The 18706-nt window shown below is 64.7% G+C and carries 13 protein-coding genes and 1 pseudogene; 13 read left to right on the forward strand and 1 reads right to left on the reverse strand.

Features of this window, described 5'->3' with window-relative positions:
• From EOA24_RS06245 to EOA24_RS06275, 7 genes are all read left to right on the forward strand, one after another.
• Positions 1–808 (forward strand): ABC transporter ATP-binding protein (locus EOA24_RS06245; protein ID WP_133374471.1); only part of this gene is annotated, 808 nt, incomplete at its 5' end.
• Complete coding sequence (locus tag EOA24_RS06250; RefSeq protein WP_126081541.1) at positions 808–1755, forward strand: ABC transporter permease; 948 nt, start codon at positions 808–810, stop codon at positions 1753–1755. The genes EOA24_RS06245 and EOA24_RS06250, both read left to right, overlap by 1 nt.
• Entirely contained in the window at positions 1748–2560 is an 813-nt protein-coding gene (locus tag EOA24_RS06255) for an ABC transporter permease (protein WP_126081542.1), read from the forward strand. Before EOA24_RS06250 ends, EOA24_RS06255 begins: the two co-directional genes overlap by 8 nt.
• A 40-nt stretch (positions 2561–2600) precedes the next feature.
• Entirely contained in the window at positions 2601–3629 is a 1029-nt protein-coding gene (locus EOA24_RS06260; protein ID WP_189341978.1) for an extracellular solute-binding protein, read from the forward strand.
• A 116-nt stretch (positions 3630–3745) separates the two neighbouring features.
• Entirely contained in the window at positions 3746–4942 is a 1197-nt protein-coding gene (locus tag EOA24_RS06265) for a serine hydrolase (protein WP_126081544.1), read from the forward strand.
• A 32-nt stretch (positions 4943–4974) separates the two neighbouring features.
• A complete protein-coding gene (locus tag EOA24_RS06270; protein WP_126081545.1) occupies positions 4975–6153 on the forward strand; it encodes a serine hydrolase in 1179 nt (392 codons plus the stop codon).
• Between the two features lie 122 nt (positions 6154–6275).
• Positions 6276–8597 (forward strand): Tex family protein, encoded by a 2322-nt coding sequence (locus tag EOA24_RS06275; RefSeq protein ID WP_126081546.1) that lies wholly within the window; start codon positions 6276–6278, stop codon positions 8595–8597.
• On the opposite strand, the gene EOA24_RS06280 is transcribed toward EOA24_RS06275, so the two are convergent.
• Entirely contained in the window at positions 8598–9509 is a 912-nt protein-coding gene (locus EOA24_RS06280) for a LysR family transcriptional regulator (RefSeq protein WP_126081547.1), read from the reverse strand.
• 104 nt (positions 9510–9613) lie between these two features.
• Here EOA24_RS06280 and EOA24_RS06285 point away from each other — a divergent pair, with 104 nt between their 5' ends.
• From EOA24_RS06285 to EOA24_RS06305, 6 genes and pseudogenes are all read left to right on the forward strand, one after another.
• The gene (locus EOA24_RS06285; protein ID WP_126081548.1) at positions 9614–10810 is read left to right on the forward strand and encodes an acyl-CoA dehydrogenase; all 1197 of its coding nucleotides are present in this window, start codon (positions 9614–9616) and stop codon (positions 10808–10810) included.
• A gap of 105 nt (positions 10811–10915) precedes the next feature.
• A complete protein-coding gene (locus tag EOA24_RS06290; protein WP_127409671.1) occupies positions 10916–14275 on the forward strand; it encodes a transglutaminase family protein in 3360 nt (1119 codons plus the stop codon).
• A 6-nt stretch (positions 14276–14281) separates the two neighbouring features.
• Positions 14282–16693 (forward strand): circularly permuted type 2 ATP-grasp protein, encoded by a 2412-nt coding sequence (locus EOA24_RS06295; RefSeq protein WP_126081550.1) that lies wholly within the window; start codon positions 14282–14284, stop codon positions 16691–16693.
• Between the two features lies 1 nt (position 16694).
• Positions 16695–17579 carry a transglutaminase family protein gene (locus EOA24_RS06300; protein WP_126081551.1) on the forward strand — a complete coding sequence of 295 codons (885 nt, stop codon included), beginning with the start codon at positions 16695–16697 and terminating at the stop codon, positions 17577–17579.
• 97 nt (positions 17580–17676) lie between these two features.
• Positions 17677–17916, forward strand: a pseudogene (locus tag EOA24_RS42860) (glycosyltransferase); the annotation flags it as partial.
• A gap of 80 nt (positions 17917–17996) precedes the next feature.
• Entirely contained in the window at positions 17997–18701 is a 705-nt protein-coding gene (locus tag EOA24_RS06305) for a hypothetical protein (protein ID WP_245501765.1), read from the forward strand.
• Positions 18702–18706 lie beyond the last annotated feature (5 nt).

Here is an 18706-nt window from a genome sequence, read left to right on the forward strand (position 1 = left end):
CATGACGGTGGCGCAGAATATCGGCTTCGGGCTGGAGATGCTCGGCAAGCCGAAAGCGGAGATCGAGGCCCGCGTCGCCCAGATGCTGAAGCTGGTCAAGATGGAGGCGCTGAAGGCGCGCCGCACCAGCCAGATCTCCGGCGGCCAGCAGCAGCGCGTGGCGCTGGCCCGGGCGCTGGCGCCGCAGCCGAAGGTGCTGCTGCTCGACGAGCCTTTGTCGGCGCTGGACTACAAGCTGCGCAAGGAAATGCAAATCGAGCTGAAGCGGCTGCAGCACGAGACCGGCATCACCTTCATCTTCGTGACCCATGACCAGGAAGAAGCGCTGACCATGTCCGACCGCATCGCGGTGATGTCGGCCGGCAAGATCCTGCAGGTCGGCGCGCCGCGCGACATCTATGACCGGCCGGCCGAACGTTTCGTCGCCGACTTCATCGGCGAGACCAATTTCCTGCCGGGCACGGTGGTATCGAAGCAGGCCGGCGTGGCGACAGTCAAGTTCGCCAGCAACGCGACGATCAGCGCCGGCTATCCGGAAGGCTTCAATCCGACCGGCGAGGTGACGCTGGTGGTTCGTCCCGAGCATGCCGATCTGGTCCCCGATCCGGCCAAGGGCACGATCGCCGGCACGCTCTCCAACATCGTCTATTTCGGCACCGACACGCACTACCACGTCAAGCTCGATGGCGGCGGCGAGAATTTCATCGTGCGCCACCAGAACAGCCGTTCGAGCGCGGTGACCTACGAGACCGGCGTCAAGGTCGGCATCCAGTTCGAGGAGGACGCCGCCCGCGTCCTGAAAGACTGATGACGACAGCTGCTCTCTCCTCAGCCCCGCCCTCCAAGGCCGCGTTGTTCGAAGCCAAGGCGGTGAAGACCAGCGCGCGACGCAACCGACTCCTGTCGCTGCCGGCGCTGATCATCATCGGCATTTTCGGCGTGCTGCCGCTGATCATCATCTGCGTCTATTCGTTCCTCGTCGCCGCGCCTTATGGCGGCGTGCAGTGGCAGTTCTCGACCGACGCCTATCTGAACTTCCTGTTCCAGCGCGACATTTTCGACGACACGCTGCAATTCACGCCGGACTTCCTGATCATCTATCTGCGTTCGTTCCTGTTCGCGGCGGTGACGACTGTCATCTGCCTGCTGCTCGGTTTTCCGACCGCCTATTTCATGGCGACGCGGCCGCCGGCGCAGCGCAATTGGTGGGTGCTTCTGATCACCATCCCATTCTGGTCGAACCTTCTGGTCCGCACGCTGGCGATCATGTTCATCATCCGTGACGAGGGCCTGATCAACAACGCGCTGATCGGGCTGGGGGTGATCGATAAGCCGATCACCATGCTCTACACCAACTTCGCCATCCAGCTCGGCCTGCTCTACGCGTTCCTGCCGTTCATGGTGCTGCCGCTCTATTCGAGCCTCGAGAAGCTCGACTTCCGACTTATCGAAGCGGCCTACGATCTTTATGCGACGCGCCGGCAAGTGCTGTGGCGGGTGATCATTCCGCTGTCCAAGCCCGGCATCATCGCCGGATGCCTGCTCGTCTTCATCCCGGCCCTCGGCGCCTATGTGACGCCACTCATCCTCGGCGGCGGCATCCACCTGATGATCGGCGACCTGATCGCCCAGCAATTCGGCTCGGGGCGCAACTGGCCGCTCGGCTGCGCGCAGGCGCTGATCCTGATGGCCGCCGTGCTGGTTGCGCTTTACTTCTATGTCCGCAACACGTCGGGCAAGGTGCAGCATGGCTGAGCCCCGCGTCATGGATATCAAGGACCAGCCGGGGTTCCGATCGATCGCCATCATCTGCCTGCTGGTGCTCTATGTGCCGGTGCTTATCCTGATGATCTTCTCGCTGAACAGCGGCTCACTGGTCACGCATTGGGAAGGCGTCACGCTCGGCTGGTACGGCAGCGCCCTCCTCAACGAGGAATTCCATGCCGCGGCCAAGAACACGCTGATCATCTCGGTGACCGCGACGATCGTCTCGACGATCTGCGCGACGCTGGCGGCGATCGGAATGACCCGGGTGAAGCCGTGGCGTGGGCTGGCGGCGGCATTCATGGTTATCAACCTGCCGCTGATGGTGCCCGAGATCATCACGGCGGTTGCGACGCTCTCCTTCTTCGCGCTGATCGCCGGTGCGTTCGGGCTGAATTTCGGCATCGGCAATCTGATCCTCGCCCACACCGTGTTCTGCATCCCCTTCGCCTATATGCCGATCCGGGCGCGGCTGGAGGACATGGACCTGACGCTGGAATATGCCGCAGCCGATCTTTACGCGACGCCTTGGAACGCCTTCAGGCGCATTACGCTGCCGCTCTTGGTTCCCGGCGTTATGTCGGGCGCTGCGCTCGCCTTCATCGTCTCCTTCGACGATTTTACCATCACGCAGCTCGTCGCAGGTCCCGGCCAGACGACACTGCCCCTCTATATCTGGAACCAGATCCGGCGGCCGATGACGCCCGAGATCAACGCCATCTCCACCATCCTGCTTATGGTGTCGATCCTGTTCGTCTCGGTCTCTTTCCTGATTGCGCGCCGACGCGCCAAATGAGCTCCAACACACAACAATGGGAAGGCAAGGAGAACATAAAATGTCTGGAAAACTGATGGCGGCCGTTTCCGCGGCAGTGCTTTTATGGGCAGTGCCGGCGCTCGCCGACGGCGAACTGCACATCTACAATTGGGGTGACTACACCAATCCGAAGCTGATCGAGAAGTTCGAGAAGCAGTACAACATCAAGGTGACGCTGGACGATTACGACTCCAACGAAACCATGCTGTCCAAGGTGCGCGCCGGCAATTCCGGCTACGACATCGTGGTGCCATCGGACTACACCGTGAAGATCATGATCGAAGAGGGCCTGCTCGAAAAGACCGAGCCCAACGCGATGCCGAACGGCAAGAACCTCGACCCGCGCTTTGTCGACATCTACTGGGACAAGGGGCGCCACTACACCGCGCCGTGGCAGTTCGGCACGACAACGTTCTCGGTCAATACCGACAAGTTCAAGGGCGACATCGACACGTTGGCCATCCTGTTCAACCCGCCGGATGAGCTCAAGGGCCAGATCAACGTCCTCGACGACGTCAACACCGTCATGCATGCGGCGGAGCGTTATGCCGGCGTGCCCCGCTGCGGCGCCGACAAGGCCAATCTGAAGAAGGTCAACGACATCCTGGTGGCTGCCAAGCCGTCGTGGAAGACGTTCAGCTACGACACCATCACCAAGATCACCTCGGGCGACGTGATCGTCACCGAGCAATGGAATGGCGCGGCCTATCGTTCGCGCCAGAAGATCCCGGCAATCAAATATGCCTATCCGAAGGAAGGCATCGAAGGCTGGATGGACAATGTCGCGGTGCTGAAGGGCGCCAAGAACCTGGAGAACGCCAAGCTATTCCAGGACTTCGTCATGGCGCCTGAGAACGCGGCGCTGATCTCGGACTTCGCCGGCTACGACAACGGCATTGCCGGCAGCCACAAATTCCTGCCGCCGGAGTTCGCCAACTCACCGGAACTTAATCCGCCGGCCGGCGCCCCGACGCCGGAATTCGTGCCGCCATGCCCGCCGGAAGTGGTGGAGATCTACAACAAGATCTGGACCAACCTGCGCAAGTAATTTTGCAGGTGGGCATGAAAGGAGGGGAGGCTCCGGCCTCCCTTTCTTGTGACTGTGCATGTCGTTCGCCCAAACCGGCGCACGCACTTTGGGTGACATGCATCGAGGAGGAAATCTTGTCGTCTTACCGCAACTCCGATCCGCGGCCGCCGATCATGCAGGGCTCGCCGCCCAGGCTGGTGCCGCCGAAGCTCGACTGGGACAGGCCGCCATGGAACCGCTGGGCCTTCCAGCACATCCGCGAATTTCTGCCGACGGTCGAGGTGTGGCGCGGCAGCGGCCACCGCCGTCGCCTGGAGCGCGCGGAGGTGGACCTCGACGAATTGCCGGTGGTCGATAGCAACGGAGCGCCGACGACGCTCGCCGGCCTGCTCGACGAGACCTATGCCGACGGCTTCCTGGTGCTGAAGGACGGCAAGGTCGCCTATGAGCGCTATTTCAACGGCATGGACGAGCGCACGCTGCACCTGTCGCAGTCGATGGCGAAGTCGGTCACCGGGTCGGTGTGCGGTATCCTCGTCGGGCGCGGTTTGATCGATCCGGCAAAGCTCGTCACCGACTATCTTCCGGAACTCGGTGAGACCGGCTGGGCCGGCGCCACCGTGCAGCATGTGCTCGACATGACGACGGGCGTACGCTTTTCCGAGGAATATACCGATCGCTATTCCGAGATCGGCCAGGTCGATGTCGCAACCGGCTGGAAGCCGATCCCACCGGGCAGCGATCCGGACTTTTCGTGGCCCTCGCACATGTACGAGCTGATCCTGCGGCTGAAGGACCGAGTGCGCCCGCATGGCGAGGCGTTCGAGTACCGCTCGATCGAGACCGACGTGCTCGCCTTCATCATGGAGCGGGTGAGCGGCAAGCGCCTGGCGCAGCTCGTCTCGGAGGAGCTCTGGCAAAAGCTCGGCGCCGACGAGAGCGCCTGCTTCACCGTCGACAGCGCCGGCTATGCGCTGGCCGATGGCGGCTTCAACGCGACGCTGCGCGACTATGGCCGATTCGGGCAATTGATCCTCGACAATGGCGGCGGCGTGATCCCGGCCGACTGGATCGAGGCGACGCGCGGCGGCAGGCATGGGCCGAATTTCAGCCCGAGCCTTCCGGACGGCAGCTACCGAAACCAGTTCTGGATCGAGGATTCACACTCGCGCGCGCTGATGTGCCGGGGCGTGTTCGGCCAGCTGATCCATATCGAATGGGACAACAGAATGGTCGTGGTGAAGCTTTCGACTTATCCGGATTTCACCAACAAAGCCTATTCCGTGGCGACGCTGAAGGCCGTCCATGCCATAGCCGCGGCGCTGGCCTGAACACCCCCAAACATAGCAACCGCGAGAGCATCATGACCGGCAAAACCGCGTTCGAGACCCAGTATGGCTTTGCCCGCAAGGATGTGCGGCTTGAGACCTGGCGGCTTTCGCCGTTCAACCGATGGTCGTTCCAGAATGTCGGCGAACTGGTGCCGAGTGTGCATGTCGCGGCGGCGCCCGGCGGCGAGGGGCAGGCAAAATCGGTCGGCACGTTGCTCGAAGAGAAGGTTTCGTTCGCCGGCGGCAGCGAAACCGTCGGGAGCTTCCTGAAGCGCTCCGATACGGACGGGCTGACGATCCTGAAGGGCGGCAAGCTGGTCGGCGACTGGTCGGCGCCGCATATGCCGTTCGGAGCGCGCCACATCATCTTTTCGATCAGCAAGTCGGTGACCGCCATTCTTGCCGGCATATTACAAGGCGAGGGGCTGTTCGATCCCAATGCACCCGTGACGCACTACATCCCGGAGGCCAAGAGCTCGGCCTATAGCGATGCGAGCGTGCGCAACGTGCTCGACATGACGGTCAGCCTCGATTTCGAGGAAGCCTATCTCGATCCGCAAAGCGCGTTTGCCCGTTATCGCCGTTCGACCTTGTGGAATCCGGGCGGCGGGTCGGAAAGCCTCGCGGCATTCCTGCTGACGCTGCAGCGTCTCGCCGAGCCGCACGGGCAGACTTATCGCTACCGCTCGCCCAATTCGGACATGCTGGGCATCCTGGTGGAGCGGGCATCGGGCAAGCGTGTCAGCCAATTGCTCAGCGAAAAGCTTTGGCTGCCGCTGGGCGCCGCAAGCGAAATTTCGGTGACGGTCGACATGGAAGGCACGGCGCGCACCGCCGGCGGCATGTCGATGACGCCACGCGATCTTGCCCGTATCGGCGAGATGATGCGGCAGGGCGGCACGGCCAACGGCCGCCGCATCGTCCCGGAAGCCTGGGTGCGCGACACGGTCGCCACCGGCGGCAGCTTTGAGGCCTGGCAGCGCGGCACGATGGCGTTCCTGTTCCCAAAGGGGCGCTACCGCAACAAATGGTACCAGACCGGCCATGACAGCGGCGCCTTCTGCGGCATCGGTATCCACGGCCAGTGGCTTTACGTCAATCCGAAGACGGAAGTGGTCATCGCCAAGATGTCGTCGCAGCCGGAACCTGTCGATGATCGGCTCGACCTCGACCTCGTCAGCTTCTTCGAGGCGCTGAGCACGATGGTCTGAACCGTTCGGCGGGTCGCATTCATAGCTGTTTCCTGTGGACCTCCAGGGGTAGTTGAAAACGGCGTGGTTGGCGCGGCCGGCATCCCGGCCTATGGTCGCCGCTCTTTTCGACAGGAACGAGCATGGCATCGGACATCAAGCGCATCGCAGCAATCATCGCGGCCGAGATCGGCGCACGGCCGGAACAGGCCGCGGCGGCGATCGGGCTGCTCGACGAGGGCGCCACGGTGCCTTTCGTGGCGCGTTACCGCAAGGAAGTCACCGGCGGGCTCGACGACACGCAGTTGCGCGATCTTTCCGAGCGGCTCGCCTATCTGCGCGAGCTCGACGCGCGGCGCGAGACGATCGTCAGCTCCATCCGCGAGCAGGGCAAGCTGACCGAGGAGTTGGAGGCCAAGATCGCAGCGGCCGCCACCAAGGCCGAGCTTGAGGATATCTACCTGCCCTACAAGCCGAAGCGGCGCACCAAGGCCGAGATCGCCAGGGAACGCGGGCTCGGGCCGCTCGCCGAAGCCATCCTCGCCGACCGCTCCAAAATTCCGGCCGAGCTTGCGCTCGCCTATGTCACGGAAGAGGTGGCCGACGCCAAGGCGGCGCTTGAAGGCGCGCGCGACATCCTGTCCGAGCAGTTCGCCGAGAATGCCGATCTGGTCGGCAAGCTGCGCGCCTATATGAAGGAACGCGCCTTCCTGCGCGCAAAAGTCGTCGACGGAAAGCAGGAGGCCGGCGCGAAATTTTCCGACTATTTCGACCATGTCGAGCGCTGGTCGGGCGTGCCCAGCCACCGTGCGCTCGCCATGCTGCGTGGCCGCAACGACGAGGTGCTGTCGCTCGACATCGAGGTCGATGCCGACGACGCCTCGCCGGTGAAACCGGTCGAGCGCATGATCGCCAATGCCTATGCCATCGGCGGCACGCTGCCCGGTGACAAATGGCTGATGGAGGTCGCCGGCTGGACGTGGCGGATAAAACTGTCGCTGCATCTGACGCTCGACCTGATGCGCGACTTGCGTGAACGGGCCGAGGAAGAGGCGATCCACGTCTTCGCCCGCAATCTCAAGGACCTGCTGCTCGCCGCTCCCGCCGGCTCGCGGCCTACGATGGGTCTCGACCCCGGCATCCGCACCGGCGTCAAGGTGGCGGTGGTCGACGGCACCGGCAAGCTTGTGGCGACCACGACGGTCTATCCCTTCCCGCCGAGGAACGACATTCGCGGCACGCAGGCCGAGCTTGCGGCGCTCATCCGCCAGCACAAGGTCGAGCTGATCTCGATCGGCAACGGCACTGGCAGCCGTGAGACAGAGAAGCTTGTTGCCGACATGCTGTCGGACCTGCCGGCTGGCGCCGGGCCGAAGCCGCTCAAGGTTATCGTCAGCGAAGCGGGTGCTTCCGTCTATTCCGCGTCGGCCACGGCAGCAGCGGAGTTCCCGGGCCTCGATGTCTCGCTGCGAGGCGCGGTGTCGATCGCCAGGCGCCTGCAGGACCCGCTGGCCGAGCTGGTCAAGATCGAGCCGAAGTCGATCGGCGTCGGCCAGTACCAGCACGATGTCGACCAGTACCGGCTCGGCCGCTCGCTCGAAGCGGTGGTCGAGGATGCGGTGAACGCCGTCGGCGTCGACCTCAACACGGCCTCGGCGCCGCTCTTGGCGCGCGTGTCGGGACTTGGGCCCTCGCTCGCCGAAGCGATCGTTGCGCATCGCGATGCGGCGGGGCCGTTTGCCAGCCGCAAGGACCTGCTCAAGGTGGCGCGGCTCGGGCCGCGCGCCTTCGAGCAAAGCGCCGGCTTCCTCCGCATCCCGAATGGCGCGGAGCCGCTCGATGCGTCCTCGGTGCACCCGGAAGCCTATGGCGTGGCGAAGAAGATCGTCGCCGCTTGCGGCCGCGACGTGCGCGCTTTGCTGGGTGACAGCGCCGCGCTCAAGGCGCTGGATCCACGCGTCTTCGTCGATGAGCGCTTCGGCCTGCCGACGGTGCGCGACATCATCGCCGAATTGGAAAAGCCCGGCCGCGATCCGCGCCCCGGTTTCAAGACCGCGACTTTTGCCGAGGGCGTCGACGACATCAAGGATTTGAAGCCAGGCATGCTGCTCGAAGGCACCGTCACCAATGTCGCGGCCTTCGGCGCCTTCGTCGACATCGGCGTGCACCAGGACGGGCTGGTGCATGTCTCGCAACTCGCCGACCGCTTCATCAAGGATGCGCATGAGGTGGTGAAGGCCGGCGACGTGGTGAAGGTGCGGGTCGTCGATGTCGACATCAAGCGCAAGCGCATCGGCCTGTCGATGCGCAAGGACGGCGGCGAAGGTGGCGCGCCGCGTGGCAGCCAGCGCGATCACGGCGGCGGCAAGCCCGCCCCGCGCTCGCCGGCGCCGCAGCGCCAGTCGGAAAAGCCTTCGCAGGGCGCGTTCGGCGCGGCGCTCGCCGAGGCGATGAAGCGGAAGTAGCTACCAGGCGAGGACAGCCGGCTCCTTGCCGATCTGGCCCAGCAGCCAGTCGCGAAAGCTGGCGACCGGGGGATGGCCTCGCTTGTCATTCGGCACGACGAGATAATAGGCGCTGCGGCTCTGCATCGGCCGGCCGGGCGTCGGCACCAACTGGCCGCGCTGCAATTCTCCTGAGATCAGGATTTCCGGCAGGAGCGCCACGCCGAGCCCCGCCATGCAGGCCTGGGCGACCGTTCCGAACTGCTCGAATTGCATGCCGGGCCCGGTCGGCGCCTCGAGCCCCTGGTGTTCGAACCATTCGCTCCACGCGCCGGGGCGGGTCGCCATATGCAGCAGCGGCAGGCGGCTGATGTCGGCCGGCGTGGCGATCTCACGGCTGGCCAGGAATTCCGGCGAAACCACCGGCATCACGGTCTCACGCATCAGAAGCGTGCAGTCGGCGTCCGGCCAATCGGGCATGCCGTGATGAATGGCGGCGTCGAGCCGTTCGCGGGCGAAGTCGAACCGTCCGATGCGGGTGGCGAAGTTGATGGTGATATCGGGATGGCGCGTTACGAAATCCGGGATCAGGGGCATCAGCCAGCGCGTGCCGAAGGTCGGCAGGATGGCAAGGTTCAAGGCTCCGCTATGCCGATTGCTCATCAATCCGAGTGTTGCGTCGCGCAACTGGCCAAGTGCGGAGCGCACCGCCTCGGCGTAGGTCTCGCCGGCCGCCGACAGCCGGACATTGCGGCTGTCGCGCTCGAACAGCCGGCGACCGAACTGTTCTTCCAACAGGTTGATCTGGCGGCTGACGGCGCCCTGAGTCAAATCGAGCTCGCGCGCGGCGGCGGTGAAGGAGCCAAGCCGCGCCACCGCCTCGAAGGCGGCAAGCGCGGCGGTGTTCGGCAAGAGGCGGCGCTGAACGTTCATGATCCATTACTAACGCTCATTGATCCGTGATGCAATTTCGTTTGATTTTTCGCGTGCGCAGGCGGATAAGCCGGGCACGTCAAAAGTACTGGGAGCCCGAGGCCATGGCCGCCGATAAGAACGCTTTCGTGTGGAATGATCCTTTCCTGATCGAGGACCAGCTTTCCGAGGATGAGCGCATGGTGCGCGACGGCGCGGCGGCCTTCGCCGCCGACAAGCTGGCGCCCCGTATCGAGGAAGCCTATGCCGACGAGAAGACCGACCCCTCGATCTTCCGCGAGATGGGCGAGGCGGGCCTGCTCGGCATCACCATTCCCGAAGAATATGGCGGGCTCGGCGCCGGATACGTGACCTACGGGCTGGTGGCGCGCGAGGTCGAGCGCATCGATTCCGGCTACCGCTCGATGATGAGCGTGCAGTCGTCACTGGTCATGTATCCGATCCATGCCTATGGCTCGGAAGCGCAGCGCAAGAAATACCTGCCGAAGCTCGCCTCAGGCGAATGGATCGGCTGCTTCGGCCTGACCGAGCCGGATGCCGGCTCCGACCCGGGCGGCATGAAGACGCGCGCCGAGAAGACGGCCAATGGCTACAGACTTTCCGGGTCCAAGATGTGGATCTCCAACGCGCCGATCGCCGATGTGTTCGTCGTCTGGGCGAAGCTGAAGGGTGAGAACGGCAAGGACGAAATCCGCGGCTTCGTGCTGGAAAAGGGCATGAAGGGGCTTTCGGCGCCGAAGATCGGCGGCAAGCTGTCGCTGCGCGCGTCGATCACCGGCGAGGTGGTGCTGGAAGGTGTCGAGGTCGGCGAGGAAGCGCTGCTGCCCAACGCCAGGGGTCTTGGCGGCCCGTTCGGCTGCCTTAACCGGGCGCGCTACGGTATTTCCTGGGGCGCAATGGGCGCGGCGGAAGATTGCTGGCAACGGGCGCGGCAATACGGCCTCGACCGCAAGCAGTTCGGCAAGCCGCTCGCCGGCACGCAGCTCTTCCAGAAGAAGCTCGCCGACATGCAGACGGAGATCGCGCTTGGACTGCAGGGCTCATTGCGCGTCGGCCGGCTGATGGACGAGGGCAAGATGGCGCCGGAGATGATCTCGATCGTCAAGCGCAACAATTGCGGCAAGGCGCTCGACATCGCCCGCCAGGCCCGCGACATGCATGGCGGCAACGGCATCCAGATCGGCTACCACGTCATGCGCCACGCGCAGAACCTGGAGACGGTGAACACCTATGAAGGCACGCATGACGTGCATGCGCTGATCCTCGGAAGGGCGCAAACGGGCATCCAGGCGTTTTTCTAAGCCGGCAAGGCTGCTTAAATTAGGTGCAGCGCAACATCTCTGCTTGGAGAATGGCCAGCATCTATGTCAGGGTTCGGCGACTGAAACGCCGAACTCCGGGGTACCATGGCAATTCTGGCAGCCGTTCATCACCTGACCCACTACAAATATGACCGGCCGGTGGTGCTCGGTCCCCAGGTGATCAGGCTGCAGCCGGCGCCGCATTCGCGCACCAAGGTGCTCAGCCATTCGCTGAAGGTCGAGCCGAAGAACCACTTCGTCAACCTGCAGCAGGATCCCTACGGCAATTTCCTCGCCCGCTTCGTCTTCCCTGAGCCGGTGACCGAACTCAAGATCGAAGTCGACCTAGTCGCCGACATGACGGTCTACAATCCGTTCGATTTCTTCGTTGAGGAGAGCGCCGAGACCTTTCCGTTCGACTATCCGGAAGAAATCAGGGAAGACCTCGCCATCTACCGGACGCCAGAGCCGGCGGGACCCTTGCTGTCGAAATTCCTGGAAAGCATCGACCGCAGCCCGACAAACACCGTCAATTTCCTGGTCGATCTCAATGCTAGGCTGCAGCGCGAGATCGCCTATATCGTGCGCATGGAGACAGGCGTGTTCTCGCCGGAGGAGACGCTTGCCGCTGCCAAGGGCTCGTGCCGGGATTCGAGCTGGCTGCTGGTGCAGATCCTGCGCAATCTCGGCATCGCCGCACGCTTCGTCTCCGGCTATCTGATCCAGCTCAAGCCCGATCTGGTGTCGCTCGATGGGCCGTCCGGAACGTCGGTCGATTTCACCGACCTGCACGCCTGGTGCGAGGTCTATATTCCAGGCGCCGGCTGGATCGGTTTCGATCCGACTTCCGGCCTGCTCACCGGCGAGAGCCATGTGCCGCTGGCAGCGACGCCGCATTATCGCAATGCAGCACCCATCTCCGGCATGGCGAGCTTCGCCAATGTCGATTTTGGCTTTGACATGCGGGTCGACCGCATCGCCGAGCATCCGCGCATCACCAAGCCGTTCTCGGATGAGAGCTGGGAAGCGCTCGATGCTCTCGGCAACAAGGTCGATGCCGTTCTGCGCGAGCAGGACGTGCGGCTCACCATGGGCGGCGAGCCGACCTTCGTGTCGATCGACGATTTCGAATCCGCCGAATGGAACACCGCCGCCGTCGGCCCGACCAAGCGTGACAAGGCGGACCAGCTCATCCGCCGGCTGCGCGAGCGCTTCGCGCCGGGCGGTTTCCTGCATTATGGCCAGGGCAAGTGGTATCCGGGCGAGAGCCTGCCGCGCTGGACCTTCTCGCTCTACTGGCGCACCGACGGCGAGCCGGTGTGGCAAGACCCGTCGCTGATCGCGCGCGAGAATGGCAATGCTGCGATCGGTCCCGAACAGGCCGAAAGCCTGCTCACGGCGATCGCCGGCGAGCTCGGCATCGACAAGGCGATGGTGAGCGAGGCCTATGAAGATCCGGCCGAATGGCTGCTCAAGGAAGGCAAGCTGCCGGACAATGTCGATCCGTCCAATTCGAAGCTGGAAGACCCGGAAGAGCGCAGCCGCATGGCGCGTGTTTTCGAGCGCGGGCTGACCAAGCCGTCGGGTTATGTGCTGCCGGTGCAGCGATGGAACAGCCAGGCCGCTGGCCAGCGCTGGCGCTCGGAGAAATGGAAGACGAGGCGGGGCCGCCTGTTCCTGGTGCCGGGCGACTCCCCGGTCGGCTATCGCCTGCCGCTGGGCACACTGCCTTATGTTCCGCCGGCGCAATTCCCGTATATCGTGCCGGTCGATCCCTCCGTGCCGCGCGGCGCGCTGCCGTCGCGCGAGGCTATCTTGCCCCAGCCGTCGCCAGCTGAACTGGAAGGCGCGGACGAAATGGCACGCCGCCAGCAGACCGTGTCTTTCACCGCTGCGAGCGCGCAGCAGGACCGCGTCGAGCAGCAACTGACGGAGATCGGCGGCGCGGTGCGCACCGCGCTCACCGTCGAGCCGCGCGACGGCCGGCTCTGCGTGTTCATGCCGCCGGTCGAGGCGTTGGAGGATTATCTCGAACTGGTGGCGGCGGCGGAGAACGCGGCGAAGGCCATCGGCCTGCCGGTGCATATTGAAGGCTATGCCCCGCCGCACGATCCGCGCCTCAACGTCATCCGCGTGGCGCCGGATCCGGGCGTCATCGAGGTGAACATCCACCCGGCCGCCAACTGGACCGAATGCGTTGCCACCACCACAGCGATCTACGAAGAAGCACGGCAGTCGCGGCTCGGCACCGACAAGTTCATGATCGATGGCCGCCATACCGGAACCGGCGGCGGCAACCATGTCGTGGTCGGCGGCGCGACGCCGAATGACAGCCCGTTCCTGCGCCGGCCCGACCTGTTGAAGAGCCTGGTGCTGCAATGGCAGCGGCATCCGTCGCTGTCCTATATGTTTTCCGGCCTGTTCATCGGTCCGACCAGCCAGGCGCCGCGCTTCGACGAGGCGCGGCACGATTCACTTTACGAGCTGGAGATCGCGCTGGCGCAGGTGCCTCATCCGGACAAGGGCAATGCACCGTTGCCATGGCTGGTCGACCGGCTATTCCGCAACCTCCTGACCGACGTGACCGGCAATACGCACCGTTCGGAAATCTGCATCGACAAATTGTTCTCGCCGGACGGCCCGACCGGCCGGCTGGGACTGGTCGAATTCCGCGGTTTCGAGATGCCGCCCAATGCGCGCATGAGCCTCGCCCAGCAGTTGCTGGTCCGTGCGATCATCGCCCGCGCCTGGAAGAACCCGCTCGACGGACGCTTCGTGCGCTGGGGCACGTCGCTGCACGACCGCTTCATGCTGCCGCATTACGTCTGGGCGGATTTTCTCGACGTGTTGGAGGATCTGAAGCTCAACGGCTTCGACTTCCGCCCCGAATGGTTCGCGGCCCAGCTCGAGTTCCGCTTCCCCTTCTGCGGCGAGGTTCAGCATGCCGGCGTGAAGCTGGAGCTCAGGCAGGCGCTGGAGCCCTGGCATGTGATGGGCGAGCAGGGTGCGATCGGCGGCACGGTACGCTTCGTCGATTCCTCGGTCGAGCGGCTGCAGGTGCGGACGGAAGGCCTCAATCCGGAGCGTCACGCCATCGTCTGCAACGGCCGCATCGTGCCGATGAAGGTTACCGACACCAGAGAGGTCGCGGTGGCCGGCGTGCGCTTCAAGGCCTGGCAGCCGGCCTCCGGCCTGCATCCAGCCCTGCCGGTCAACACGCCGCTGGTCTTCGACATCTACGACCGCTGGTCGGGCCGCTCGGTCGGCGGCTGCGTCTACCATGTCGCGCATCCGGGCGGCCGCAACTACGACACCTTCCCGGTCAACGGCAACGAGGCCGAGGCCCGGCGACTTGCCCGCTTCGAGCCACGCGGCCATACGCCGGGCGGCTATGTGCTGCGCGACGAAGAAGCCTCTGAAGAATTCCCGATGACCCTTGACCTAAGGCGGCCGGCGAGACTCTGATCGACCATGGCCAAGGGGAATCAGAAACGGGCGGGCGGCAGGCCGCGGGCGCAGAGCCTGCTGGAACGCTACCGGCCGATCGAAGGCGTCGTCGACGAGATGGTCGACGCGTCGGGCAGCCCGCGTCCGGCCTGGCGCTCCTTCATCGACGCACTCGACGTTTTGGGGGCGGAGCGGCTTGGGCAGCGTTTTGCCCGGGCCGACCAGTATCTGCGCGATGCAGGCGTCTATTACCGCGTCTATGACAAGGCAGGCGCCAATGAGCGGGAATGGCCGCTCGCCTATGTTCCGCTGCTGATCGACGAGCAGGAATGGGCCGAGATCAGCGCCGGACTGGTCCAGCGCGCCGACCTGTTCGAGGCGATCCTGGCCGACATATATGGGCCGAACCGGCTGATCGAGAAGGGCATCCTGCCGGCCGGGCTGATCGCGGCGAGCCCGGAATATCTGCGCCCCATCGCCAGCGTGAGGCCGGCCAGCGGGCATTTCCTGCACATGGTCGCCTTCGAGCTCGGCCGTGGCCCGGACGGCCGCTGGTGGGTGCTGGGCGACCGCACCCAGGCGCCGTCGGGCGCCGGTTTCGCGCTGGAGAACCGTGTCGCCACGACGCGGGCGCTGTCGGACATCTATGGCGAGATGCATGTGCACCGCCTTGCCGGCTTCTTCCGCCGCTTCCGCGACGCGCTGAACGGTATGGCCAAGGATTCCAGCGGTCGTGTCGCCATCCTGACGCCGGGGCCGCTCAACGAAACCTATTACGAGCATGCCTATATCGCCCGCTATCTCGGCATCATGCTGCTCGAGGGCGAGGACCTGACCGTCTCCGGCGGCAGGCTGATGGTGCGCACCGTTTCCGGCCTGATGCCGATCGGCGTCTTGTGGCGGCGGCTCGATGCGGCCTTTGCCGACCCGCTGGAACTCAAGCCGGACTCGCAGATCGGCACGCCGGGGCTGGTCGAGGCGATCCGGCGCGGCACGGTGTCGGCCGTCAATGCGCTGGGCTCAGGCCTGATGGAGACGCGGGCGCTGCTGTCCTTCCTGCCCAGGATCGCGCGGGAACTGCAGGCTGACGACCTCAAGCTGCCGAACATCGCCACCTGGTGGTGCGGGCAGGAGAGCGAGCGCGCCCATGTGCTTGCCAATATCGACCGCATGGTGGTCGGCCCGGCGCTGTCGACCCGGCTCGCCTTCGAGGACGACGGCGCGACCCGGCTCGGATCATCCCTGTCGGCCGGCGAGCGGGCCGAGCTCGTCGCGCGGATCGAAGCGGATGGCGCCGGTTTCGTCGGCCAGGAAGCGGTGACGCTGTCGACCACACCGGTGTTTGTCGGCGGTTTGCTGGAACCACGACCCGCCAGCCTGCGCGTCTATCTGGCGCGCACGCCGGAAGGCTGGACCGTGATGCCCGGTGGCTTCGCCCGCGTCGGCTTCTCGCTCGACCCGACGGCGATCGCCATGCAGCGCGGCGGCCAGGCCGCGGATGTCTGGGTGGTCAGCGACAGGCCGGTCGAGCGCGAGACGCTGCTGCCGCAGGAACATGAGAGCTTCACCCGCAGCATGCCGGGCAGCCTCCCCAGCCGCGCGGCGGAGAACCTGACCTGGCTAGGACGCTATATCGAGCGCTCGGAAGACACGTTGCGCGTGTTGCGCGCCTATCACGTGCGGCTTGCCGAGACGTCCGATCCGGACATGCCGCTGCTGGCCGATATCAGGGACTATCTCGAGCCGTACGGCATCGACGTCGGAACGGCGATACCGCCGGGGTTGATCGGGACCTTGGACAGCGCGGTCTACAGTGCTGGCCAGATTCGTGACCGCTTCTCGCCCGATGGCTGGCTGGCGCTTAAGGATCTGTCGAAGACTGTTCACAAGTTCGCGGAGACGGTAGCGCCCGGAGACGACGCGACGCGGGCGATGACGGTCATGCTGCGCAAGCTCGCCGGCTTTTCCGGCCTGCTGCATGAGAACATGTACCGCTTCACAGGCTGGCGTTTCCTGGAGATCGGCCGCAGGCTGGAACGGGGTATCCAGATCGCCCGCACGCTCAGCCGGCTGACCAGGAAAGGGGCGCCGGAGGGCGCGCTCGACATGATGCTGGAGATCGGCGACAGCGTCATGACCCATCGCCGGCAATATCCGGTGCAGGCCGGGCGGCGCACGGTCATCGACCTGCTGGCGCTCGACCCGCTCAATCCGCGCTCGGTCCTTTTCCAACTCGAGCGGCTGAAAACCGAGATCGGCATGCTGCCTTCGGTCGGCGGCGAGGGGCATATGTCGACGGCCGCGAAGGAAATCCTGCAGCTCAACACTGCAATCGCAGTGAGGGAACCATCGGACATGACGGCGGATGTGCTTGATGATCTCGCGACCGAGATCGGCAATCTCTATAACAGCCTAGCCAAAGCCTATTTTGGTTAGCATGCTGTACGATATCAGGCTTCACCTCAGCTACGACTATGACGCCGCGGCCGGTGGCAGCCGGCATCAGGTGCGGGTGCTGCCGCCTACGATCGCGGGCGTGCAGCGCGTCGTGGTCGCCTCGCTGTCTTTCGTGCCAAACCCATCCGAGCGCACGGATTTTTTCGATTTCTTCGGCAACAACGTCACCGCGATAGCCTTTCGCGATGTCCATGACGGCCTCGACATCAAGATGAGCGCGCGTGTGTCGGTGTCGCGTCCGGAACCCGGCCTTGACGTCTCGCCGGATCTGCAGCAGCTCAAAGAGGAACTCGGCTCGGTCCGCTCCCTGTCGCCATCCGCGCCGCATCATTTCCTCGCCGCCAGCGATCATGTCGGCGTCGATGCCGCGATCACGGCCTATGCGCGGGAAAGCCTGGCCGGCTCAACGGTGGCTACGGCGGCCGATCTGTGCAATCGCATCCATCGCGATTTCACCTATGACGGCAAGGCGACGACGGTGCAGACGCGGGCGGGCGACGCCTTCGCGCTGAAGCGCGGCGTGTGCCAGGATTTTTCGCATATCATGATCGCCGGCTTGCGCGGGCTGGGCATCCCCGCCGGCTATGTCAGCGGCTTCCTGCGCACGATCCCGCCCAAGGGAAAGCCGAGGCTCGAGGGCGCCGATGCCATGCATGCCTGGGTCAAGGTTTGGTGCGGCCGCGATGCCGGCTGGCAGGAATTCGACCCGACCAACGGCATGCGGGCGAGCAACGACCATATCACCGTCGGCTATGGCCGCGACTATTCCGATGTGGCGCCGATCGTCGGCGTGCTGAAGACGACAGGCGGCCAGGTCGGCGAGCAGGCGGTCGACGTCATTCCGGTTGCCATGGAAAAGGTGTGACGGCAATCCCGATTGCCCTATAGTCGCTTCTCAACTGCGCCTGCCGTCGGTATCCTGGGTATGGGATTGACGGGGGGCGCGCCTGCGTGGGTGTGGTGTGCGGCGACAGGGTTTGGAAGAGGTCAGCGTCATCATTGCGGCGCACAATGCCGCTCAGACAATTGCTCGGACGCTCGCTTCGCTGGTCTCGGAAAAGGAGGTCATCGGTGAAGTGCTGGTGGTCGACGATTGTTCCTCCGACGCCACCGCTGCCGTCGCCACGGAGACGGCGTTGCGGTTTGCCTTGCCGATGCGCGTCATCAAATCGAGCTGCCGCGACGCCGGGGGCTCCAGGAATCTGGCTCTGGAGCAGGCCCGTTGTCCCTGGGTCTACATGATCGACGCCGACGACCTCATCTGGAAGGCGGCCTGCGTACATTGCTGGCCACGGCCACCAAGGCCCAACCCACGGCCGACATGGCGGTCGGCGCCTTCCGTCGGCGGGCCGACGGCGAGGAGCGGTCGACCAAGATGCCGGGCGTCTACACAGCCAGCGGGCTTGCCAATGCCTGCGCCTATCTCGATGGGCGGATACGGTCGATTGCAGTCGGCAGCGCGCTGGTGTCGCGGCGGGTCATTGGCGAAACGAGATTCCCGGTTGGGCTTGCCTATGACGAGGACACGCTGTTTTGGGCGCGCGTCATCGCCAAGGCATCGGTTGCCGTCGTGAGACAACCGATCTTCACCTATTTCGTGTCTGCGGAGCGCTCCGACGATCGTTTCACGGTCAGATCTGCCGGGCGCTTTTTGGAATGGCGCCTGGCGCTGCGCCGGCTCCGGTCCTGCGGCATCGCGGAGCGGTCGCTGAAGGTCAGGGAAGGCCTCGTTGCCTTGAAGATCGCGCGCGTTCATTACGCGCGCGGCGATTTTCGACAAGGCGGCAAGATTCCTCAACGTGGCCGAGGCCGCGCCACGGGCGGGCGCGAACGCCTGGCGTTGCATGCGCTATCGATTGAAGGTCACTCTACGGCGCCGGTTCTCGGCTTCGGCCGCCCAACCGCAACGCGCCTGATGGCGTCGAGGCCGGACCTCACGACTATCTGGCAGCCGGCAATGGATCCTCAAGCCCATGCCGGCCGGTAATAGCT

Origin of the sequence: Mesorhizobium sp. M2A.F.Ca.ET.039.01.1.1 (assembly GCF_003998035.1) — a bacterium.
Lineage (GTDB): Bacteria > Pseudomonadota > Alphaproteobacteria > Rhizobiales > Rhizobiaceae > Mesorhizobium.

What these genes read in the sequence shown, in the direction of transcription:
- EOA24_RS06275 (WP_126081546.1), top strand. Translation starts at nt 6,276, where the DNA reads ATGGCATCGGACATCAAGCGCATCGCAGCAATCATCGCGGCCGAGATC.
- EOA24_RS06290 (WP_127409671.1), top strand. Translation starts at nt 10,916, where the DNA reads ATGGCAATTCTGGCAGCCGTTCATCACCTGACCCACTACAAATATGAC.
- EOA24_RS06295 (WP_126081550.1), top strand. Translation starts at nt 14,282, where the DNA reads ATGGCCAAGGGGAATCAGAAACGGGCGGGCGGCAGGCCGCGGGCGCAG.
- EOA24_RS06260 (WP_189341978.1), top strand. Translation starts at nt 2,601, where the DNA reads ATGTCTGGAAAACTGATGGCGGCCGTTTCCGCGGCAGTGCTTTTATGG.
- EOA24_RS06285 (WP_126081548.1), top strand. Translation starts at nt 9,614, where the DNA reads ATGGCCGCCGATAAGAACGCTTTCGTGTGGAATGATCCTTTCCTGATC.
- EOA24_RS06250 (WP_126081541.1), top strand. Translation starts at nt 808, where the DNA reads ATGACGACAGCTGCTCTCTCCTCAGCCCCGCCCTCCAAGGCCGCGTTG.
- EOA24_RS06255 (WP_126081542.1), top strand. Translation starts at nt 1,748, where the DNA reads ATGGCTGAGCCCCGCGTCATGGATATCAAGGACCAGCCGGGGTTCCGA.
- EOA24_RS06270 (WP_126081545.1), top strand. Translation starts at nt 4,975, where the DNA reads ATGACCGGCAAAACCGCGTTCGAGACCCAGTATGGCTTTGCCCGCAAG.
- EOA24_RS06280 (WP_126081547.1), bottom strand. Translation starts at nt 9,509, where the DNA reads ATGAACGTTCAGCGCCGCCTCTTGCCGAACACCGCCGCGCTTGCCGCC.
- EOA24_RS06300 (WP_126081551.1), top strand. Translation starts at nt 16,695, where the DNA reads ATGCTGTACGATATCAGGCTTCACCTCAGCTACGACTATGACGCCGCG.